Annotated in this window: 14 protein-coding genes; 12 read left to right on the top strand and 2 right to left on the bottom strand. The window is 71.0% G+C overall.

Annotated elements, in window-relative coordinates; genetic code table 11:
• Positions 1-7: 7 nt before the first annotated feature.
• From gatB to ACH4NX_RS32770, 7 genes are all read left to right on the top strand, one after another.
• Entirely contained in the window at positions 8-1,519 is a 1,512-nt protein-coding gene (gene gatB / locus ACH4NX_RS32800) for an Asp-tRNA(Asn)/Glu-tRNA(Gln) amidotransferase subunit GatB (RefSeq protein ID WP_398129712.1), read from the top strand.
• 287 nt (positions 1,520-1,806) lie between these two features.
• Positions 1,807-4,053: an MMPL family transporter gene (locus tag ACH4NX_RS32795; protein WP_398129711.1), complete on the top strand. Its 2,247-nt coding sequence runs from the start codon at positions 1,807-1,809 to the stop codon at positions 4,051-4,053.
• Positions 4,031-4,615 (top strand): GNAT family protein, encoded by a 585-nt coding sequence (locus tag ACH4NX_RS32790; RefSeq protein ID WP_351400241.1) that lies wholly within the window; start codon positions 4,031-4,033, stop codon positions 4,613-4,615. The genes ACH4NX_RS32795 and ACH4NX_RS32790 overlap by 23 nt, the downstream gene beginning before the upstream one ends.
• A 35-nt stretch (positions 4,616-4,650) precedes the next feature.
• Positions 4,651-5,238, top strand: coding sequence for a hypothetical protein (locus ACH4NX_RS32785; RefSeq protein ID WP_351400242.1), 588 nt, complete (start codon positions 4,651-4,653; stop codon positions 5,236-5,238).
• A 241-nt stretch (positions 5,239-5,479) separates the two neighbouring features.
• Entirely contained in the window at positions 5,480-5,689 is a 210-nt protein-coding gene (locus ACH4NX_RS32780) for a hypothetical protein (protein WP_398129710.1), read from the top strand.
• Between the two features lie 116 nt (positions 5,690-5,805).
• Positions 5,806-5,928 carry a hypothetical protein gene (locus ACH4NX_RS32775; protein WP_351401586.1) on the top strand — a complete coding sequence of 41 codons (123 nt, stop codon included), beginning with the start codon at positions 5,806-5,808 and terminating at the stop codon, positions 5,926-5,928.
• Between the two features lie 64 nt (positions 5,929-5,992).
• Positions 5,993-6,175, top strand: a complete 183-nt coding sequence (locus tag ACH4NX_RS32770) for a DUF6191 domain-containing protein (RefSeq protein ID WP_351401584.1) — start codon at positions 5,993-5,995, stop codon at positions 6,173-6,175.
• Positions 6,176-6,185: 10 nt separating this feature from the next.
• On the opposite strand, the gene ACH4NX_RS32765 is transcribed toward ACH4NX_RS32770, so the two are convergent.
• Positions 6,186-7,388, bottom strand: a complete 1,203-nt coding sequence (locus ACH4NX_RS32765; RefSeq protein WP_398129709.1) for a PQQ-dependent sugar dehydrogenase — start codon at positions 7,386-7,388, stop codon at positions 6,186-6,188.
• A gap of 108 nt (positions 7,389-7,496) precedes the next feature.
• Complete coding sequence (locus ACH4NX_RS32760) at positions 7,497-8,495, bottom strand: aldo/keto reductase (RefSeq protein WP_351401579.1); 999 nt, start codon at positions 8,493-8,495, stop codon at positions 7,497-7,499.
• Between the two features lie 75 nt (positions 8,496-8,570).
• Between ACH4NX_RS32760 and ACH4NX_RS32755 the strand changes: the two genes are divergently transcribed.
• From ACH4NX_RS32755 to ilvC, 5 genes are all read left to right on the top strand, one after another.
• The gene (locus ACH4NX_RS32755) at positions 8,571-9,512 is read left to right on the top strand and encodes a 2-hydroxyacid dehydrogenase (protein ID WP_398129708.1); all 942 of its coding nucleotides are present in this window, start codon (positions 8,571-8,573) and stop codon (positions 9,510-9,512) included.
• 389 nt (positions 9,513-9,901) lie between these two features.
• Entirely contained in the window at positions 9,902-13,186 is a 3,285-nt protein-coding gene (locus tag ACH4NX_RS32750; protein ID WP_398129707.1) for a putative bifunctional diguanylate cyclase/phosphodiesterase, read from the top strand.
• Between the two features lie 242 nt (positions 13,187-13,428).
• Complete coding sequence (locus ACH4NX_RS32745; protein WP_351401573.1) at positions 13,429-15,276, top strand: acetolactate synthase large subunit; 1,848 nt, start codon at positions 13,429-13,431, stop codon at positions 15,274-15,276.
• Positions 15,277-15,297: 21 nt separating this feature from the next.
• On the top strand, positions 15,298-15,822 hold the full coding sequence (gene ilvN / locus ACH4NX_RS32740) for an acetolactate synthase small subunit (protein WP_351401571.1): 525 nt from the start codon (positions 15,298-15,300) through the stop codon (positions 15,820-15,822).
• Between the two features lie 117 nt (positions 15,823-15,939).
• Positions 15,940-16,938, top strand: a complete 999-nt coding sequence (ilvC, locus tag ACH4NX_RS32735; protein WP_279561887.1) for a ketol-acid reductoisomerase — start codon at positions 15,940-15,942, stop codon at positions 16,936-16,938.
• The last annotated feature ends 59 nt before the right edge of the window (positions 16,939-16,997 follow it).

The following is a 16,997-nucleotide window of genomic DNA, read 5'->3' as shown; positions in this document are numbered from 1 at the left end:
TTTCACCGTGACCACCACGACCGACCTGGTGTCGTACGAGGACGCGCTGGCGTCGTACGACCCCGTCATGGGCCTCGAGGTCCATGTCGAACTCGGCACCCACACCAAGATGTTCTGCGGCTGTTCGACCGCACTGGGCGCCGACCCCAACACCCAGACCTGCCCCGTCTGCCTCGGCATGCCCGGCGCGCTCCCGGTCGTCAACGCGACCGGCGTCGAGTCGGCGATCCGGATCGGTCTCGCGCTGAACTGCGAGATCGCCGAGTGGTGCCGCTTCGCCCGGAAGAACTACTTCTATCCGGACATGCCGAAGAACTTCCAGACCTCCCAGTACGACGAGCCGATCGCCTTCGACGGCTACCTCGACGTGCAGCTGGAGGACGGCGAGACCTTCCGTGTCCAGATCGAGCGCGCCCACATGGAGGAGGACACCGGCAAGTCGATGCACGTCGGTGGCGCGACGGGCCGTATCCACGGCGCCTCGCACTCCCTGCTCGACTACAACCGCGCGGGCATCCCGCTCATCGAGATCGTCACCAAGCCGATCGAGGGAGCGGGCGGGCGCGCCCCCGAGGTCGCGCGGGCCTACGTCCGTGAACTGCGCGAACTCATCCGTGCCCTCGGCGTGTCCGACGCCCGCATGGAGATGGGCCAGATGCGCTGCGACGTGAACCTGTCGCTGCGCCCGCACGGCCGGGAGAAGTTCGGCACCCGCAGCGAGACCAAGAACGTCAACTCCCTGCGTTCGGTCGAGCGGGCGGCCCGCTTCGAGATCCAGCGGCACGCCGCCGTGCTGAACGACGGCGGCACGATCATCCAGGAGACCCGCCACTTCCACGAGGACACGGGGTCCACGACCTCGGGCCGCGTGAAGGAGGAGGCCGAGGACTACCGGTACTTCCCGGAGCCCGACCTGGTGCCGGTCGCCCCCTCGCGCGAGTGGGTCGAGGAGATCCGCGCCACCCTGCCCGAACTGCCGCTGGTGCGCCGCAACCGGCTCCGCGAGGAGTGGGGCGTCTCCGGCAACGACATGCAGTCGATCCTCAACGCCGGCGCGCTGGACCCGATCGTCGCCACGATCGACGCCGGTGCCGACTCGGCCTCCGCCCGCAAGTGGTGGATGGGTGAGCTGGCCCGCAGCGCCAACGAGTCGGGCACGTCGCTCGACGAGCTGGCGATCACGCCGGAGCAGGTCGCGCGGGTCGCCGAGCTCGTCACCAAGGGCGACCTGAACGACAAGCTGGCCCGCCAGGTCATCCTGGGCGTCCTCGCCGGTGAGGGCACGCCGGACGAGGTCGTCGACAAGCGCGGCCTGAAGGTCGTCTCCGACGAGGGCGCGCTGACCGCCGCCGTCGACGAGGCCATCGCCGGCAACCAGGGCGTCGTGGACAAGATCCGCGGCGGCAAGGTGGCCGCGGTCGGCGCCCTGGTCGGCGCGGTCATGAAGTCGACCCGGGGTCAGGCGGACGCGGCGCGCGTCAAGGAGCTGATCCTTCAGAAGCTGGGCGTGGAGGGCTGAGCGCCGCGCCGGCGTGCGATGTGTGAAGGGCGGTGCCGGGACCAAGGGTCCTGGCACCGCCCTTTCGTCCTTACTCGTCAGGGTGTTCCCCGCGGCGAGGCGGGACGGTGGGCGAGGCCGGATGGTGAACAAGGCGGAATTGTGAATAAGCCCACGAAACCGGCAAAGGATCATCTCTGCCTGAAAGAGTGGCGGCGCATTGCTCATGCGTTCTTTGCGGGCTGTTCGCACCATGTACGACTGTTCCCGGCCAAAGATCCACAATCAGACACCCTGGGAGCACGTTCGTGGCAGCCCTCGCGCGCTGGTGTGTCCGGCGCCGCCTCGTCGCAGTCCTGCTCTGGCTCCTCGCGTTCGGCGGGGTCGCCACGGCCGCCGTGGCCGCCGGCTCCGCGTACTCCAACGACTACGGAGTCCCCGGCACCGACTCCGACCGTGCCTCCCGGCTGCTCGCCTCCGGTTTCCCCGGCCTCGGCGGTGACAGCGAGACGATCGTGTGGCACACGACGACGGGAACCGTCCGCGCCCCCGACGTCGAACAGTCCATGACACACACCCTGGACCGCGTCGCGGACCTGCCCGGGGTGGCCTCGGTGACCAACCCGTACCACGACCCCGACTCGCCTCTGATCAGCGAGAACGCCCACACGGCGTACGCCTCGGTCACCTTCGAGGACGCCTCCCAGGACATCGACGCGGGCGACGCGCGGGCCGTGGTCGACACCGCCGAGGAAGCCGAGACCGAGGGGCTCCAGGTCGAACTGGGCGGCGGCGCCGTCGCGCTCACCGAGGCGCCGGAAGGCCATCTCGCCGAAGCCCTCGGTGTGGCCGTGGCCGCGGTCGTCCTCTTCCTCGCCTTCGGCTCCCTCGCCGCCGCCGCGCTGCCCATCGCCACCGCGCTGGTCTCGGTCGGCACCTCCTACGCGGGCATCACCCTGCTCGGCCACGTCATGACCGTCGCCGACTTCGCCCCCATGCTGGGCACCCTCATCGGACTCGGCGTCGGCATCGACTACGCGCTGTTCATCGTCACCAGACACCGGCGCGGACTGAAGCGGGGGCTCACGGTCGCCGAGGCCGCCGAGAGCGCCGTCGCGACCACGGGACGCGCGGTCGTCTTCGCGGGTGCCACCGTTTGCATCGCCCTGCTGGGCATGCTGATCCTCCGGCTGAACTTCCTCAACGGCGTGGCCATCGCCGCCTCGCTGACCGTCGTCCTCACCGTCGCCGCATCCGTGACCCTGCTGCCGGCCCTGCTGTCGTACATCGGCCCGCGCGCCCTGAGCCGGCGCGAGCGGCGCCGGCTCGCGGAGCACGGGCCCGAACCCGAGCTGCCCACCGGGTTCGCCGCCCGCTGGTCCGCGTTCGTGGAGCGTCACCCCAAACTGCTCGGCGCCGTCGCCCTCGTCGTCGTCACCGTCCTCGCGCTGCCCACTCTCGGACTGCGCCTCGGCACCTCCGACCAGGGAAACGACCCCCGCGGCACGACCACCCGCCAGGCCTACGACCTGCTCGCCGAGGGCTTCGGACCCGGCGTGAACGGCCCCCTCACCCTGGTCACAGAGGTCGGCGGGGCCGAGGACCGGCTCGCCCTGGACAATCTCGACACCTCCCTGCGCACCACCGAGGGCGTCTCCTCGGTGACCCCCGTGACATACGACTCCGGCGGCGACACCGCCTACCTCACCGTCGTGCCCGAGTCCGCACCGCAGTCCCGGAACACCAGCGACCTCGTCGAACGGCTGCGCTTGGAGGTGCTGCCCCGCGCCGAGGCCGGCACCGCGCTCGACGTGCACGTCGGCGGTGTGACGGCCGGTTACGACGACTTCGCCGACGTCATCGTCGGCAAGCTGCCCCTCTTCGTCGGCGTCGTCATCGGCCTGGGCTGCGTGCTGCTCCTGCTGGCCTTCCGCTCGGTCGGCATCCCCGTCAAGGCCGCCGCGATGAACGTGGCCGCCGTCACCGCCTCCTTCGGCGTCGTCGTCGCGATCTTCCAGTGGGGCTGGGGGAGTGAACTGCTCGGCCTCGGCAGCGCCGGCCCGATCGAGCCCTTCCTGCCCGTGATCATGGTGTCGGTGCTCTTCGGGCTCTCCATGGACTACCAGGTCTTCCTGGTCAGCCGGATGTACGAGGAGTGGCTGGAGACCGGCGACAACCGCCGTGCCGTCCGCGTAGGCCTGGCCGAGACCAGCCGGGTGATCAACTCCGCCGCGGTCATCATGATCTCGGTGTTCCTCGCCTTCGTCCTCAGCGGCGACCGGGTGATCGCCATGTTCGGCATCGCGCTCGCCGCAGCCGTCGCGCTGGACGCCTTCGTGCTCCGTACGCTGCTGGTACCCGCCCTGATGCACCTGCTCGGCAGCGCCAACTGGTGGCTGCCGAGCCGGCTGGACAAGCTCCTGCCGCGTATCAGCATCGAGCCGCCCGAGTGCCGTGTCACCCATGAGAGGCTGGCCGCCGCGACGGACGCCGAAGTGGCGGACGTCCTTGCGGAGGAGGATCGGCAGCGGGATGTACGCGATACCACTGGGTGACGACGGAGCCGAACTGCGCCCCCTGGAGACCTGGCACGCCGAGGAGTTCCTGGCCCACCTGGACCGGGGCAGGGAGTTCATCACACAGCACATTCCCTTCGGGGCGAAGGCCACGGACGTCGACTCCGCCCGTGAGGTGATCCAGGCCTACGCCGACCGGCACGCCGCCGACAGCGGCTTCCTGCACGGACTGTGGCTGGACGGCAAGCTCGTCGGCGGCCTGCTCTTCCGGGTCTTCGACGCGGCCACCGGCGTCTGCGAGATCGGCTGCTGGCTGGAACCGGCGGGGACCGGGCGCGGCCTGGTCACGCGCGGCGCCCGGGTCCTGATCGACTGGGCGTTCGACGAGCGCGGGATGCACCGTGTGGAGTGGCACGCGTCGTCCGCCAACACCCCGAGTGTCAACGCCGCCCGGCGACTCGGCATGATGCGGGAGGGCGTGTTGCGCGAGACCTTCCCCTACCGGGGTGCCCGCCAGGACACGGAGGTGTGGGCGGTGCTCGCGCCCGAGTGGCGTGCGGCACGTGAGGCACGCGCGCGTGCCGCTCAAAAGGAACGTTAAGGGACCTCTCAGACAGCGTCCGTACGGTGCGAGACATGGGAACGAAGACAGTGGACGAGACCGGCGTGAAGACCGACCTGCACAAGACGGACGAGACGGCCGAGGCCCCCGGGACGGCCGGGACCGAGACCGAGACCGCTGACGTCGCGGGCGCCGCCGAGGACGACGCCACTACGGATGCCGAAGTGACGGACGACGGCGATTTCGCCACCACCGAGAACGAGGACGCCACCGGCGTCGGCCAGGGCGCGGGCGCCGTCGTCTCCGCGGGGCTCGGCATCGTCTCGCTGACGGGGAGCTGGGTCGGCACCGTCGCCTCCGCTCGTGAGTCGGTCTTCGGACAACTGGAGACGACCACCTCCTCGAACGTCCAGGACATGCTGGAGAAGGGCTACGGCGACGCCTGGCAGGCCACTGCCCTCTGGGGCGGCGTCTTCGCGCTGATCGCGCTGATCGTCGGCGTCGTGGTGCTGGTCCGGCCCGCGTTCGGCGCCCCCGGCAAGCCGCAGGCCGCGTGGATCAAGTCGGTCTCCTGGGCCGGCGTCGCGCTGGGCGTGATCGGCCTGATCCTGGCCGTGCTCAAGTACACCAACGTCATCCTGGACGTGCCGGCCGTGGGCTGACGCCCACGCGGCCCCCGAGGGGTCTCAGGGCACCGGCGCGCACCCGGCGCACGCCCTAAGACCCCTCACACACGTCTAAGACCCCTCGCGCGTATCTAAGGCCCCGCGTCCCGCCGAAGATGCGGAACTTACCCGATGTGGCTCACCCCCCTCGGAGACGAAGGTTGAGGCATCGCAAGCAAGCGAAGCCGAAACCGAGCCGAAACCCAGGCCGGAACCGGCTCTCACCGAGGGGCACACCATGTTCGAGTACGAGATCCAGCAGACCCGTTCCGCCGAACTGATCCGCAGCGCCGACCAGGCCCGGCTGGCCCGCGAGGCCGTCCGCGCCCGCCGCGACGCCCGCCGCGACGCCCGCCGCGACGCCCGCCGCGACGCCCGCGACGGTGCCGCCGGTGCGGACCGCCATACGCCGCGGTTCCTCCGGCACCGGTTCACCCGGGCCGCGTGAACGGGCAGTCCGGGGAAGGAGACGGCACGGCCGCCCTCCCCGTCGCCGTTCCGTCCGCCGGCCTCCGTCCCCGGACCGGTGCCCCGCTGTCGGACCCGCGTGCGATGCTCCGGTCCGTGGAGACCAGGCGCCGGCGGCGGCCGGCACGACGAGGTCTCCGCATCCTGGCCGGACTCGGTGTCCTGGGGTGCGGCGAGGCGGCGGCGGTGGCCCGCCGGCCGGCGCTGTTCCCGCTGTGAGGGCTCACGGCCCGTTCGACGCGGTGAGGCTTACGCTGTAAGGACGCCGACCGACGGAGGCTCCGTGTTCAACGCATTCGAGGAACTCTTCTCCCCCGGCCGCAAACACACCCGCGACGAGCAGAACCGACTGGAACTGACCCGCGAGGACGTCGGCGACGGCGACCCCGGCCACGGACCGATAGACCTCACCTCGGGCAAGGTCGTCGTCCACCCGCCGCGCCGCGCGGCGGCCGAGGACGAGTGACGGGCCCCGCCTACGTCACCCGCAGTTCCAGGATCCGGTCGTCGCCCCCCTTGGCGTCACCCCGGCCGTCCGTGTTGCTGGTCACGAGCCACAGCCTGTCGCCGCCCGCCGGGACCACCGTGCGCAGCCGGCCGTACTCGCCCTCCAGGAACGCCTGCGGGTCGGCCGCCGCCTCCGTGCCCTTCAGCGGGACGCGCCACAGACGCTCGCCCCTCAGGCCGGCCATCCACACGGAGCCCTCGGCGTGCGCGATGCCGCTGGGCGAGGCCTCGTCGGTGCTCCACTGGGCGAGGGGGTCGTGGAACTCCGAGCCGCCGGACTCGCCCTCCGCCTCGGGCCAGCCGTAGTTGTCCCCGGGCTTGATCGCGTTCAGCTCGTCCCAGGTTTCCTGCCCGAACTCCGCGGCGAACAGCCGCTGCTTGTCGTCCCAGGCCAGCCCCTGCACGTTGCGGTGCCCGTACGAGTACACCGCACTGTCGGGGAAGGGATTGCCCGGCGCCGGGTCGCCGTCCGGTGTCATCCGAAGGATCTTCCCGCCGAGGGACTCCTTGTCCTGGGACAGGCCGGTGTCACCGCTCTCGCCCGTGCCCGCGTAGAGCATCTTGTCGGGGCCGAAGGCGATCCGGCCGCCGTTGTGGACGACGCCCTTGGGGATACCCCGGAAGACCGTGTCCGGCGCGCCCAGCTGCTCACCGGCCGGCCTCTTCTCGTCGTACAGCATGCGCACGACGCGGTTGTCCGAGGCCGAGGTGAAGTACGCGTAGACCATGTGGTCCGAGGCGTAGTCGGGGGAGAGCGCGATGCCGAGGAGGCCGCCCTCGCTGGACGGGGACACCCCGGGCACCTCGCCCAGCTCCGTCTTCTTGCCCGTCTCCTCGTCGACCCGGGTGATCGTGGCCTCGTCACGGGAGGAGACCAGCAGGTCACCGCCCGGCAGCGGGGCCAGACCCCAGGGGCTCTTCAGCCCCGTGGCGACCGTACGCAGCACCTTCACGGAGCCCTTCGCGGGCGGGGCCTGTTCGGCGGCCGAGCCCGAGGGCGAGGACTGCGCCGTCGTACGGCTCGGGGAGGTGCCGCCGTCGGCGCCGGACGGCTCCCCGTCGTCGGAGGAGCAGCCGGCCGTCAGCAGGAGGGCGGCGGCGGCCAACACGGCCGTCACGGCTCGACGTTGCACGATCATGGTCCCTTCGACGCGGCGGGTTCTCCTTGTCATACACCGCACGCGTCCTACAAGTTCCCGATCGCCGAATCCCGAACCAGGAAACCCGGCCCTCGGTGGATCGCGCCTCAGGAACCGCGTGTCCGTACGGGAAAGCGCGGATCACTCCCACGAGCCCTGCGCCGCGGGCAGCCCGCGCACCTCCGCCAGATCCTCCGCTGTCAGCCGCAGCTGTGCCGCCCGCGCGTTCTGCGTCACCCAGCGTTCCTGCTTGGTGCCCGGCACCGGCACCACGTGCCGCCCCTGCGCCAGCACCCAGGCCAGCGCCACCTGCGCCGGCGTGACCTCGTCACCGTGCCGGGCCGCGATCCGCCGCAGACCGGCCACGATCGGCTGGTTGGCGGCCATCATCTCGGCGGTGAAGCGGGGGTGCCGGGCGCGCAGGTCCTCCGGCTCGAAACCCTGCCCGGGCGTCAGCGTGCCGGTCAGGAAACCGTTGCCGAGCGGCATCGCGGCGAGGAAACCGACACCGCGCGTCACACACCACGGCAGCAGCGTCCGCAGCGCCTCCGGCGACCACACCGACAGCTCCGCCTCCACCGCGCTCACCGGGAAGACCTGCTGCACCCGCTCCAGCTGGCGGATCGTCGCGTCGTGCAGCCGCGCCCCCGGCCGCCGGGCCGACCGCGCGCCGACCGCGCAGAGCCCCAGCGCCCGTACCTTCCCGGCCCGCACCAGCTCCGCCATCGCGCCCCAGGTCTCCTCGACGGGTATCTCGGGATCGGCGCGGTGCAGCTGGTAGAGATCGATGACGTCCGTCTGCAGCCGGCGCAGCGAGGCGTCGCAGGCACGCCTCACATAGCCGGGGCGGCCGTTGGCCACGATGTGCTGATCGCCCACCAGCAGACCGACCTTGGTCGACACGAAGGCATCCGACCGCCGCTCCTTCAACACCCGGCCCAGCAGCAGCTCGTTGGTGAACGGGCCGTACATGTCCGCCGTGTCCAGCAGGGAAGCGCCCAGGTCGAGGGCCCGGTGCACCGCCCTGACCGACTCCTCGCCCCGCTGCCGCGACGCGCTGTACGCCCAGTTCATCGGCATGCACCCCAGTCCGACGGCCCCCACCGCGAGTGCCGTCGCGCCGATCGTCCTGCGCTCCACCGGTCGTGACCCTCCCTCGTCAGGCCACCCAACCTAACCTCTGCCCTTCCGAGCCCCTGACATAGCCTCCTGACCATGACTCCTGACGTGTGGCTGCCCATCCCGCCGGACGAGATCGAGGGGCTCCCCGAGGGCCCCGCCTACCGCTACTGGAACGGCGAGGAGGCCTTCCCCGCCGACCCGGCCGACTGCGCGTACTACGTCGTCCCCTACATGAAGCCCACCGGGATCGGCGTACGCCCGCTGCCGGACATGCGCTCCGTCCAGGTCGTCCAGACCCTCTCCGCCGGCATCGACCACGTGGAGCCCGGGCTGAAGCACCTGCCCGCGGGCGTACGGCTGTGCAACGCGCGCGGGGTGCACGAGGCCAGCACCGCCGAACTCACCCTCGCGCTGATCCTCGCGTCGCTGCGCGGCATCCCCGACTTCGTCCGGGCGCAGGACCGGGGCGAGTGGCTCGGCGGCTTCCGGCCCGCGCTCGCCGACCGGAAGGTACTCGTCGTCGGGTACGGCTCGATCGGCGCCGCGATCGAGGACCGGCTCGTGCCCTTCGAGGTCGCGCCAGTGGTGCGCGTCGCGCGCTCCGCCCGCACCACGGCGCGCGGCCCGGTGCATCCGCTCACCGAACTCCCGGCGCTGCTCCCACAGGCCGACGTCGTCATCATCTCCACGCCGCTCACCGACGCCACCCGCGGCCTGGTCGACGCGGACTTCCTGACCCGGATGAAGGACGGCGCCCTGCTCGTCAACGTCGCGCGCGGCCCCGTCGTCGACACGAAGGCGTTGCTGGCCGAACTGGAGAGCGGGCGCCTCACCGCAGCCCTCGACGTGACCGACCCCGAGCCGCTGCCGCCGGGCCACCCCCTGTGGCAGGCTCCGGGCATACTCGTCAGCCCGCACGCCGGGGGACCGACCTCCGCCTTTCTGCCGCGCGCCAAGCGGCTGCTGGTGGACCAGTTGAGCCGTTTCGTGAACCGGGAGCCGCTGCGCAACGTGATCCTGATGACGGGCGCGTAATCCGTTTCAGGTACCCTCCGCAACTTGCCGGATGCGGTGGGTACGCGCATATCCGCTGGTCGTCACGGAGAGTAGAGAACCTATGTCCCTGAGTGACGAGACTGGTGTATCGTCCGACAGGGGATGCGCCGCGCACCGTTCGGCGCCGGGGATGGACATCTCAGACTGTGAGGGGGGCGACGGGCGATGCACGGCCTATGGACGAAGAACCCGACGCGGCGGAGCCGCCGCCGGCGACCCTGGCGCACGACCACGACCGCACACAGACGCGGTCGGCACCGCCGCCCCGGCGGCCCACACGGCCGGTACGGTCCTCACCAGCGTCGGCAGAGCAGCCGCGGAAAGCACCCCCAGCCGGCGCACCGGGGCCCGGGGGACGCGGGAGCGGCATGGACCGGGAGGCCCCGGTGAGCCCGCCGTCCCCCGTGCCCACCCTGGACGGAGCGCTGCGGACGCAGCCCTCGACCGGGCCGCTGCTGCCCCGGCCCTCGGCCGCCGTCGGCGGGTTCGCCCTCGTCCGCCAGCTCCTGCTGGCCCTGGTTTGCGGGGGATACGCCGTCGGTGCCGCGCTCGGCTGGGGCTCGGACTACGTCGCCAAGATCATGGGCGACTTCGGACTGAGCGCCGCCGCGGCGACCGCCGCCCTCTCCTGCTTCCTCTACGCCCGCGGGCGCCGCGTCCGCTTCCGGCCGGCCTGGCTGCTGTTCGCCCTCTCCTCGGCGATGGCGGCCCTGGGCAATCTGGTCTGGGGGTGGTACGAGGTCGTGCTGCGTCAGCCCGTGCCCAGCCCCAGCTACGCGGACCTGTTCTTCCTGTGCTTCGCGCCGCCCGCCATCGTGGGGCTGCTGGTGCTGGCCAAACGGCCGGTGACGAAGGCCGGCTGGATCTGCCTGGGTCTCGACGCCTGGCTGATCGGCGGTTCGCTGCTGACCCTCGCGTGGAGCCTGGCGCTCGCCCAGGCGGCGAAGGCCGGAGGCGGTTCCAGCGTCGCCCACTCCGCGCTCTCGGTGGCGTACCCGCTGCTCGACATCGCACTGGTCAGCATGGTGCTCGCGCTGCACTTCAGGCGATCACCCGTCTGCAGGTCGGCCGTCAACACCGCCATCGGCGCGCTCGCCCTGACGGTGATGTGCGACGCCCTGTTCACCTCGCCGCTGCTGCACAACAACTACCGCTCGGGCCAGCTGCTCGACGCGGGATGGTTCGCGGGTTCCCTGCTGCTCGCCTACGCCCCCTGGGCCGCGTCCCGGCGGGGGCTGTCGTACGACGCGCGGGAATCCGACGGGCGTGAGCCGGACGGGCACACGCGCGTGGTGCGCGAGCACGTCCCCGGACAACGCGGCACGGTCGGTCACCAGCCCGCGCCGATGTCCGTGCCCGGTACGATGCCAACGCCCGTGCCCGGGACCGCGCCCACGTCCGTGCCCGGCTCAACGTCCGGACCGGAACACGAGGGCGGACCCGGGGCCGGACCCGGTCACGCGGGCGAGCGCGGACGCTATCCGGCCACCCGGCCCATCGCCGGGTCCCTGGCCGCGCTCACGCCGTACCTCGCCGCCGCGGTCTGCACCCTGGGCATCCTCTACAACGTCCTCAACGGCCGCAGCGTCGACCGCGTGGTGCTGCTGACCGGCGGCACCGTGGTCCTCGCGCTCGTCGTACGCCAGGGCATCATGCTGCTCGACAACATCACCCTCACCCAGGAACTGGCCCAGAAGGAGAACCACTTCCGCTCCCTGGTGCAGGGCTCCAGCGACGTCATCATGATCGCCGCACCCAACGGCATCCTGCGCTACGTCTCCCCGGCCGCCGCCGGGGTCTACGGAAGCCCCGCCGAGGAACTGGTGGGCAGTGAACTGGCCGGTCTCATCCACCCGGAGGACCTCGGCTGCGTGGTGCACGAGGTACGCCGGTTCCTCGCCGCGAGCCCGGCCGAGGAACCCACCACACGCATCGAGTGCCGCTTCCGCTCCGGGGACGGCGGCTGGCTCAACGTCGAGTCCACCGTCAACCGTCACCACGGGGGCCTGATCTTCAACAGCCGGGACGTGACCGAAAGAGTGCGCCTCCAGGCCCAGCTCCAGCACAACGCCGAGCACGACCCGCTCACCGACCTGCCCAACCGCGCCCTGTTCACCCGGCGCGTCCAGCAGGCCCTGTCCGGCCGCCGCGCCTCGGACCGGGGCGCCGCCCTGCGCGGCACGGCGGTGCTCTTCATCGACCTCGACGGTTTCAAGGCCGTCAACGACACCATCGGGCACCAGGCCGGCGACGAGCTGCTGGTGCAGGCCGCCCGCAGACTCCACGAGGCCGTCCGCAAGGGGGACACCGCCTCCCGGCTGGGCGGCGACGAGTTCGCGGCCCTGATCGTCGGGGACGGCGCCAGGGACCGGGCCGCCCGCGAGGGACACATCCTGGAACTCGCCGACCGTCTGCGGATGACCCTCTCGCAGCCCTACCTCATCGACGGCAGCGACGTCCGTGTCAACGCCTCCATCGGGGTCGCCTTCGCCGAACCGGGTCTCGGCGCCGGCGAGCTGCTGCGCAACGCCGACCTCGCGATGTACCGCGCCAAGGCGGCCGGCAAGGGACGCGTCGAGCTCTACAGACCACAGATGCAGCAGGACGTCGTGCGCAAGGCCGAGCTGGCCACGCGCCTGCGGGCCGCGCTGCACGACGGTGAGTTCGCGCTGCTGCACCAGCCGGTGGTCTCCCTGACGGACGGCCGGATCACGTCGGTCTGCGCGCAGCCGCGCTGGCGCTCCTCGCAGGGGGTGATGTTCACCCCCGCCGAGTTCCTGCGCGTGGCCGAGGACGGCGACAAGACCGCCGAACTGGACCGCTGGGTGCTCCAGGAGGCCGTGGAGCAGGCGGCCGAACGCGCGGGCGCCGGGCTGCCGGTGGCCGTCGCCATACGGGTCGGTGCCCGCCGGCTGCTGGACCGGTCCATGCCGCTGGGTTCCGTGGAGGCCCTGCTGACCCGGCACGGACTGCCGCCCGGCTCACTCGTGATCGAGCTGTCGGACATCGACCCACGGGTCGGCCTGGACGAGCTGGACCGCCGGCTGAACGCCCTGCGGAGAGTGGGCGTCCGTATCGCCCTGGACGGCTTCGGCAGCGGCTACGCGGCGATCACCGCCCTGCGGCGACTCCCCGTGGACGTCCTCAAGCTCGACCGGGGCCTGGTCGAGGGCGTGGTGGAGTCCGCGCGGCTGCACAAGATCACCAGTGGTCTGCTGCGCATCGCCACCGACCTCGGGCTGCAGTCCGTGGCCGACGGGGTGGACCTGCCCGAGCAGATCGTCGCCCTGCGGGCGATGGGCTGCACGCACGGGCAGGGCATGGCGTTCTCCGGGCCGCTGGACGAGTACCGGCTGCGCAGAGCGCTCACAACCGGCCACTACCCGGTGCCGCACGGCCCGGCCGAACCGGCCTTCGCGGGCGGCGGCGGCGCGGGGGTGTACTCCAGAGGAGTCGGTACGGGAGTCGGGGCGGCCGTCGGTACGGGAGTCGGTACGGCCGTCGGCACGGGGGTCGGTACGGGGATGGGAACGGCCGTCGGCACCGGCGTCGGTCCGGGGGCAGCCCCAGGTGTCGGCCCCGGGCTGCCCGCCGTTCTGGGTGGTGGCACGGCCCTCCGCTCACATGATGAGACTCCCGTCCCACCCACTTGACAGTGGGTGCGTGCCGGGGGGAGGGTCAGTGCCATGCGCACCCGAATTCTCGTACTTGGACAGCGCGTCGGCTGAGCTGGTGACGTCCGGACCGACCCGGACTCCCAGCGACCCACACCCGGCGCGCTCCCCTCGCTTGCCTTATGGCACGAGGGGTTTTTTGTTGCACAGGCACCTGCCGAGCAGCAGCCGCACTCCGCGCAAACCTCGCAAAAACCCTCAGCATCGAGAAGAGAATGCCGATGACCGAGCAGGCCACCGGGGCCCATCACCCGCAGCCGCGGCCCCGATCCGGAGGACAGTCCGCCCCCGAGCACGTCACGGGTGCGCAGTCCCTCATCCGCTCTCTCGAGGAGGTCGGCGCCGACACGGTATTCGGCATTCCCGGCGGCACGATCCTTCCGGCGTACGACCCTCTGATGGACTCCACCAAGGTGCGTCACGTCCTGGTCCGCCACGAGCAGGGCGCCGGCCACGCGGCCACCGGCTACGCGCAGGCCACCGGCAAGGTGGGCGTCTGCATGGCGACCTCGGGACCCGGCGCCACCAACCTGGTCACCCCGATCGCCGACGCGCACATGGACTCCGTGCCGCTGGTCGCGATCACCGGGCAGGTGGTGTCCTCGTCGATCGGCACGGACGCCTTCCAGGAAGCGGACATCGTCGGCATCAGCATGCCGATCACCAAGCACAGCTTCCTCGTCACCAAGGCCGAGGACATCCCCCGGGTGATCGCGCAGGCGTTCCACATCGCCTCCACCGGCCGCCCCGGCCCGGTCCTGGTCGACATCCCCAAGGACCTCCTCCAGAAGAAGACCACCTTCTCCTGGCCGCCGGTCATGGACCTGCCCGGCTACCGCCCGGTCACCAAGCCGCACGCGAAGCAGATCCGCGAGGCGGCCAAGCTGATCACCGCCGCGAAGCGCCCCGTGCTCTACGTCGGCGGCGGCGTGCTCAAGGCGCGGGCCACAGCCGAGCTGAAGGTCCTCGCCGAACTCACCGGAGCCCCCGTCACCACCACCCTGATGGCGCTCGGCGCCTTCCCCGACAGCCACCCGCTGCACGTGGGAATGCCGGGCATGCACGGTGCGGTCACCGCCGTCACCGCGCTGCAGAAGGCCGACCTGATCGTCGCCCTCGGCGCCCGCTTCGACGACCGCGTCACCGGCAAGCTGGACAGCTTCGCGCCGCACGCCAAGATCGTCCACGCCGACATCGACCCGGCCGAGATCGGCAAGAACCGCGCCGCCGACGTGCCGATCGTCGGCGACGCCCGCGAGGTCATCGCCGACCTCGTGCAGGCCGTCCAGAAGGAGCACGGCGAGGGCGGCAAGGGCGACTACACCGCCTGGTGGAAGGACCTGAGCCGCTGGCGCGACACCTACCCGCTGGGCTACGACCAGCCCGAGGACGGTTCGCTCTCGCCGCAGCAGGTCATCGAGCGCATCGGGCAACTGGCGCCCGAGGGGACGATCTTCGCGGCCGGTGTCGGCCAGCACCAGATGTGGGCCGCGCACTTCGTCCAGTACGAACAGCCCGCCACCTGGCTGAACTCCGGCGGCGCCGGAACCATGGGCTACGCCGTCCCGGCCGCCATGGGCGCCAAGGCCGGCGCGCCCGACCAGGCGGTCTGGGCGATCGACGGCGACGGCTGCTTCCAGATGACCAACCAGGAACTCACCACCTGCGCCCTGAACAACATCCCGATCAAGGTCGCCATCATCAACAACGGCGCCCTCGGGATGGTCCGCCAGTGGCAGACCCTGTTCTACAACCAGCGGTACTCCAACACCGTGCTGCACAGCGGCCCCGACGCCGACGGCAGGCAGCCGAGCGCGGGTACCCGCGTCCCCGACTTCGTGAAGCTGTCGGAGGCCATGGGCTGCTACGCCATCCGCTGCGAGGACCCCGCCGACCTCGACAAGGTCATCGAGGAGGCGAACTCCGTCAACGACCGCCCCGTCGTCGTCGACTTCATCGTCCACGAGGACGCGATGGTCTGGCCGATGGTCGCCGCCGGCACCTCGAACGACGAGATCATGGCCGCCCGGGACGTCCGCCCCGACTTCGGCGACAACGAAGACGACTGAGCGAGAGAGACCGAAGAGATCATGTCCAAGCACACGCTCTCCGTCCTGGTGGAGAACACGCCCGGCATCCTCGCCCGGATCGCCGCCCTGTTCTCCCGCCGCGGCTTCAACATCGACTCGCTCGCCGTCGGTGTCACCGAACACCCCGACATCTCCCGCATCACCATCGTGGTGAGCGTCGAGGAGTTCCCGCTGGAGCAGGTCACCAAGCAGCTCAACAAGCTGATCAACGTGCTCAAGATCGTCGAGCTGGAGCCCACCCAGGCCGTCCAGCGCGAACTCGTCCTGGTGAAGGTGCGCGCCGACAACGAGACGCGCTCCCAGATCGTCGAGATCGTCCAGCTCTTCCGCGCCAAGACCGTCGACGTCTCCCCGGAGGCCGTCACCATCGAGGCCACCGGCAGCAGCGACAAGCTGTCCGCCATGCTCAAGATGCTGGAACCGTACGGCATCAAGGAACTCGTCCAGTCCGGCACGATCGCCATCGGCCGCGGCGCCCGTTCGATCACGGACCGCTCGCTGCGCGCACTCGACCGGTCCGCATAACGACGGAAACGGGCGGCCGGTGAAAGTCCGGCCGCCCGCATTCCGAGACCCCGAGACTTCCCTTCCGCCCACCGGCATACGGTGGGACGCAACACCTGCACACAAGGAGAGAACCCAGTGGCCGAGCTGTTCTACGACGCCGACGCCGACCTGTCCATCATCCAGGGCCGCAAGGTCGCGGTCATCGGTTACGGCAGCCAGGGCCACGCCCACGCCCTGTCGCTGCGCGACTCCGGTGTGGACGTGCGCGTCGGTCTGCACGAGGGCTCCAAGTCCAAGGCCAAGGCCGAGGAGCAGGGCCTGCGCGTGGTCAGCCCGGCCGAGGCCGCCACCGAGGCCGACGTCATCATGATCCTCGTCCCGGACCCGATCCAGGCCCAGGTCTACGAGGAGCACATCAAGGACAACCTGAAGGACGGCGACGCCCTGTTCTTCGGTCACGGCCTGAACATCCGCTACGGCTTCATCAAGCCCCCGGCCGGCGTGGACGTCTGCATGGTCGCCCCGAAGGGCCCGGGCCACCTGGTGCGCCGTCAGTACGAGGAGGGCCGCGGCGTTCCCTGCATCGCCGCCGTCGAGCAGGACGCCACGGGCAACGGCTTCGCGCTGGCCCTGTCGTACGCGAAGGGCATCGGCGGCACCCGCGCCGGCGTCATCAAGACGACCTTCACCGAGGAGACCGAGACCGACCTCTTCGGCGAGCAGGCCGTCCTGTGCGGTGGCACGGCCGCGCTGGTCAAGGCGGGCTTCGAGACGCTGACCGAGGCCGGTTACCAGCCGGAGATCGCCTACTTCGAGTGCCTGCACGAGCTGAAGCTGATCGTGGACCTCATGTACGAGGGCGGCCTGGAGAAGATGCGCTGGTCGATCTCCGAGACCGCCGAGTGGGGCGACTACGTCACCGGTCCGCGGATCATCACCGACGCCACCAAGGCCGAGATGAAGAAGGTTCTCGCCGAGATCCAGGACGGCACGTTCGCCAAGAACTGGATGGACGAGTACCACGGCGGTCTGAAGAAGTACAACGAGTACAAGCAGCAGGACTCCGAGCACCTGCTGGAGACCACCGGCAAGGAGCTGCGCAAGCTCATGAGCTGGGTCGACGAGGAGGCGTAAGCCTCGGGTCCGAAGGGGCCGGAGCGAAGCCGCTCCGGCCCCTTCGGCGAACCCCGGGC

The sequence above is a fragment of the Streptomyces sp. NPDC017225 genome, from assembly GCF_044331465.1.
Classification (GTDB): domain Bacteria; phylum Actinomycetota; class Actinomycetes; order Streptomycetales; family Streptomycetaceae; genus Streptomyces.
This window is presented reverse-complemented; position numbering and strand designations above follow the sequence as displayed.

Excerpts from the sequence above, each read along its gene's own strand:
- ACH4NX_RS32780 (WP_398129710.1), top strand. The coding sequence starts at position 5,480 with ATGTTCGAGTACGAGATCCAGCAGACCCGTTCCGCCGAACTGATCCGC.
- ACH4NX_RS32755 (WP_398129708.1), top strand. The coding sequence starts at position 8,571 with ATGACTCCTGACGTGTGGCTGCCCATCCCGCCGGACGAGATCGAGGGG.
- ACH4NX_RS32785 (WP_351400242.1), top strand. The coding sequence starts at position 4,651 with ATGGGAACGAAGACAGTGGACGAGACCGGCGTGAAGACCGACCTGCAC.
- ACH4NX_RS32765 (WP_398129709.1), bottom strand. The coding sequence starts at position 7,388 with ATGACAAGGAGAACCCGCCGCGTCGAAGGGACCATGATCGTGCAACGT.
- ACH4NX_RS32750 (WP_398129707.1), top strand. The coding sequence starts at position 9,902 with ATGGACCGGGAGGCCCCGGTGAGCCCGCCGTCCCCCGTGCCCACCCTG.
- ACH4NX_RS32745 (WP_351401573.1), top strand. The coding sequence starts at position 13,429 with ATGACCGAGCAGGCCACCGGGGCCCATCACCCGCAGCCGCGGCCCCGA.
- ilvN (WP_351401571.1), top strand. The coding sequence starts at position 15,298 with ATGTCCAAGCACACGCTCTCCGTCCTGGTGGAGAACACGCCCGGCATC.
- ACH4NX_RS32790 (WP_351400241.1), top strand. The coding sequence starts at position 4,031 with ATGTACGCGATACCACTGGGTGACGACGGAGCCGAACTGCGCCCCCTG.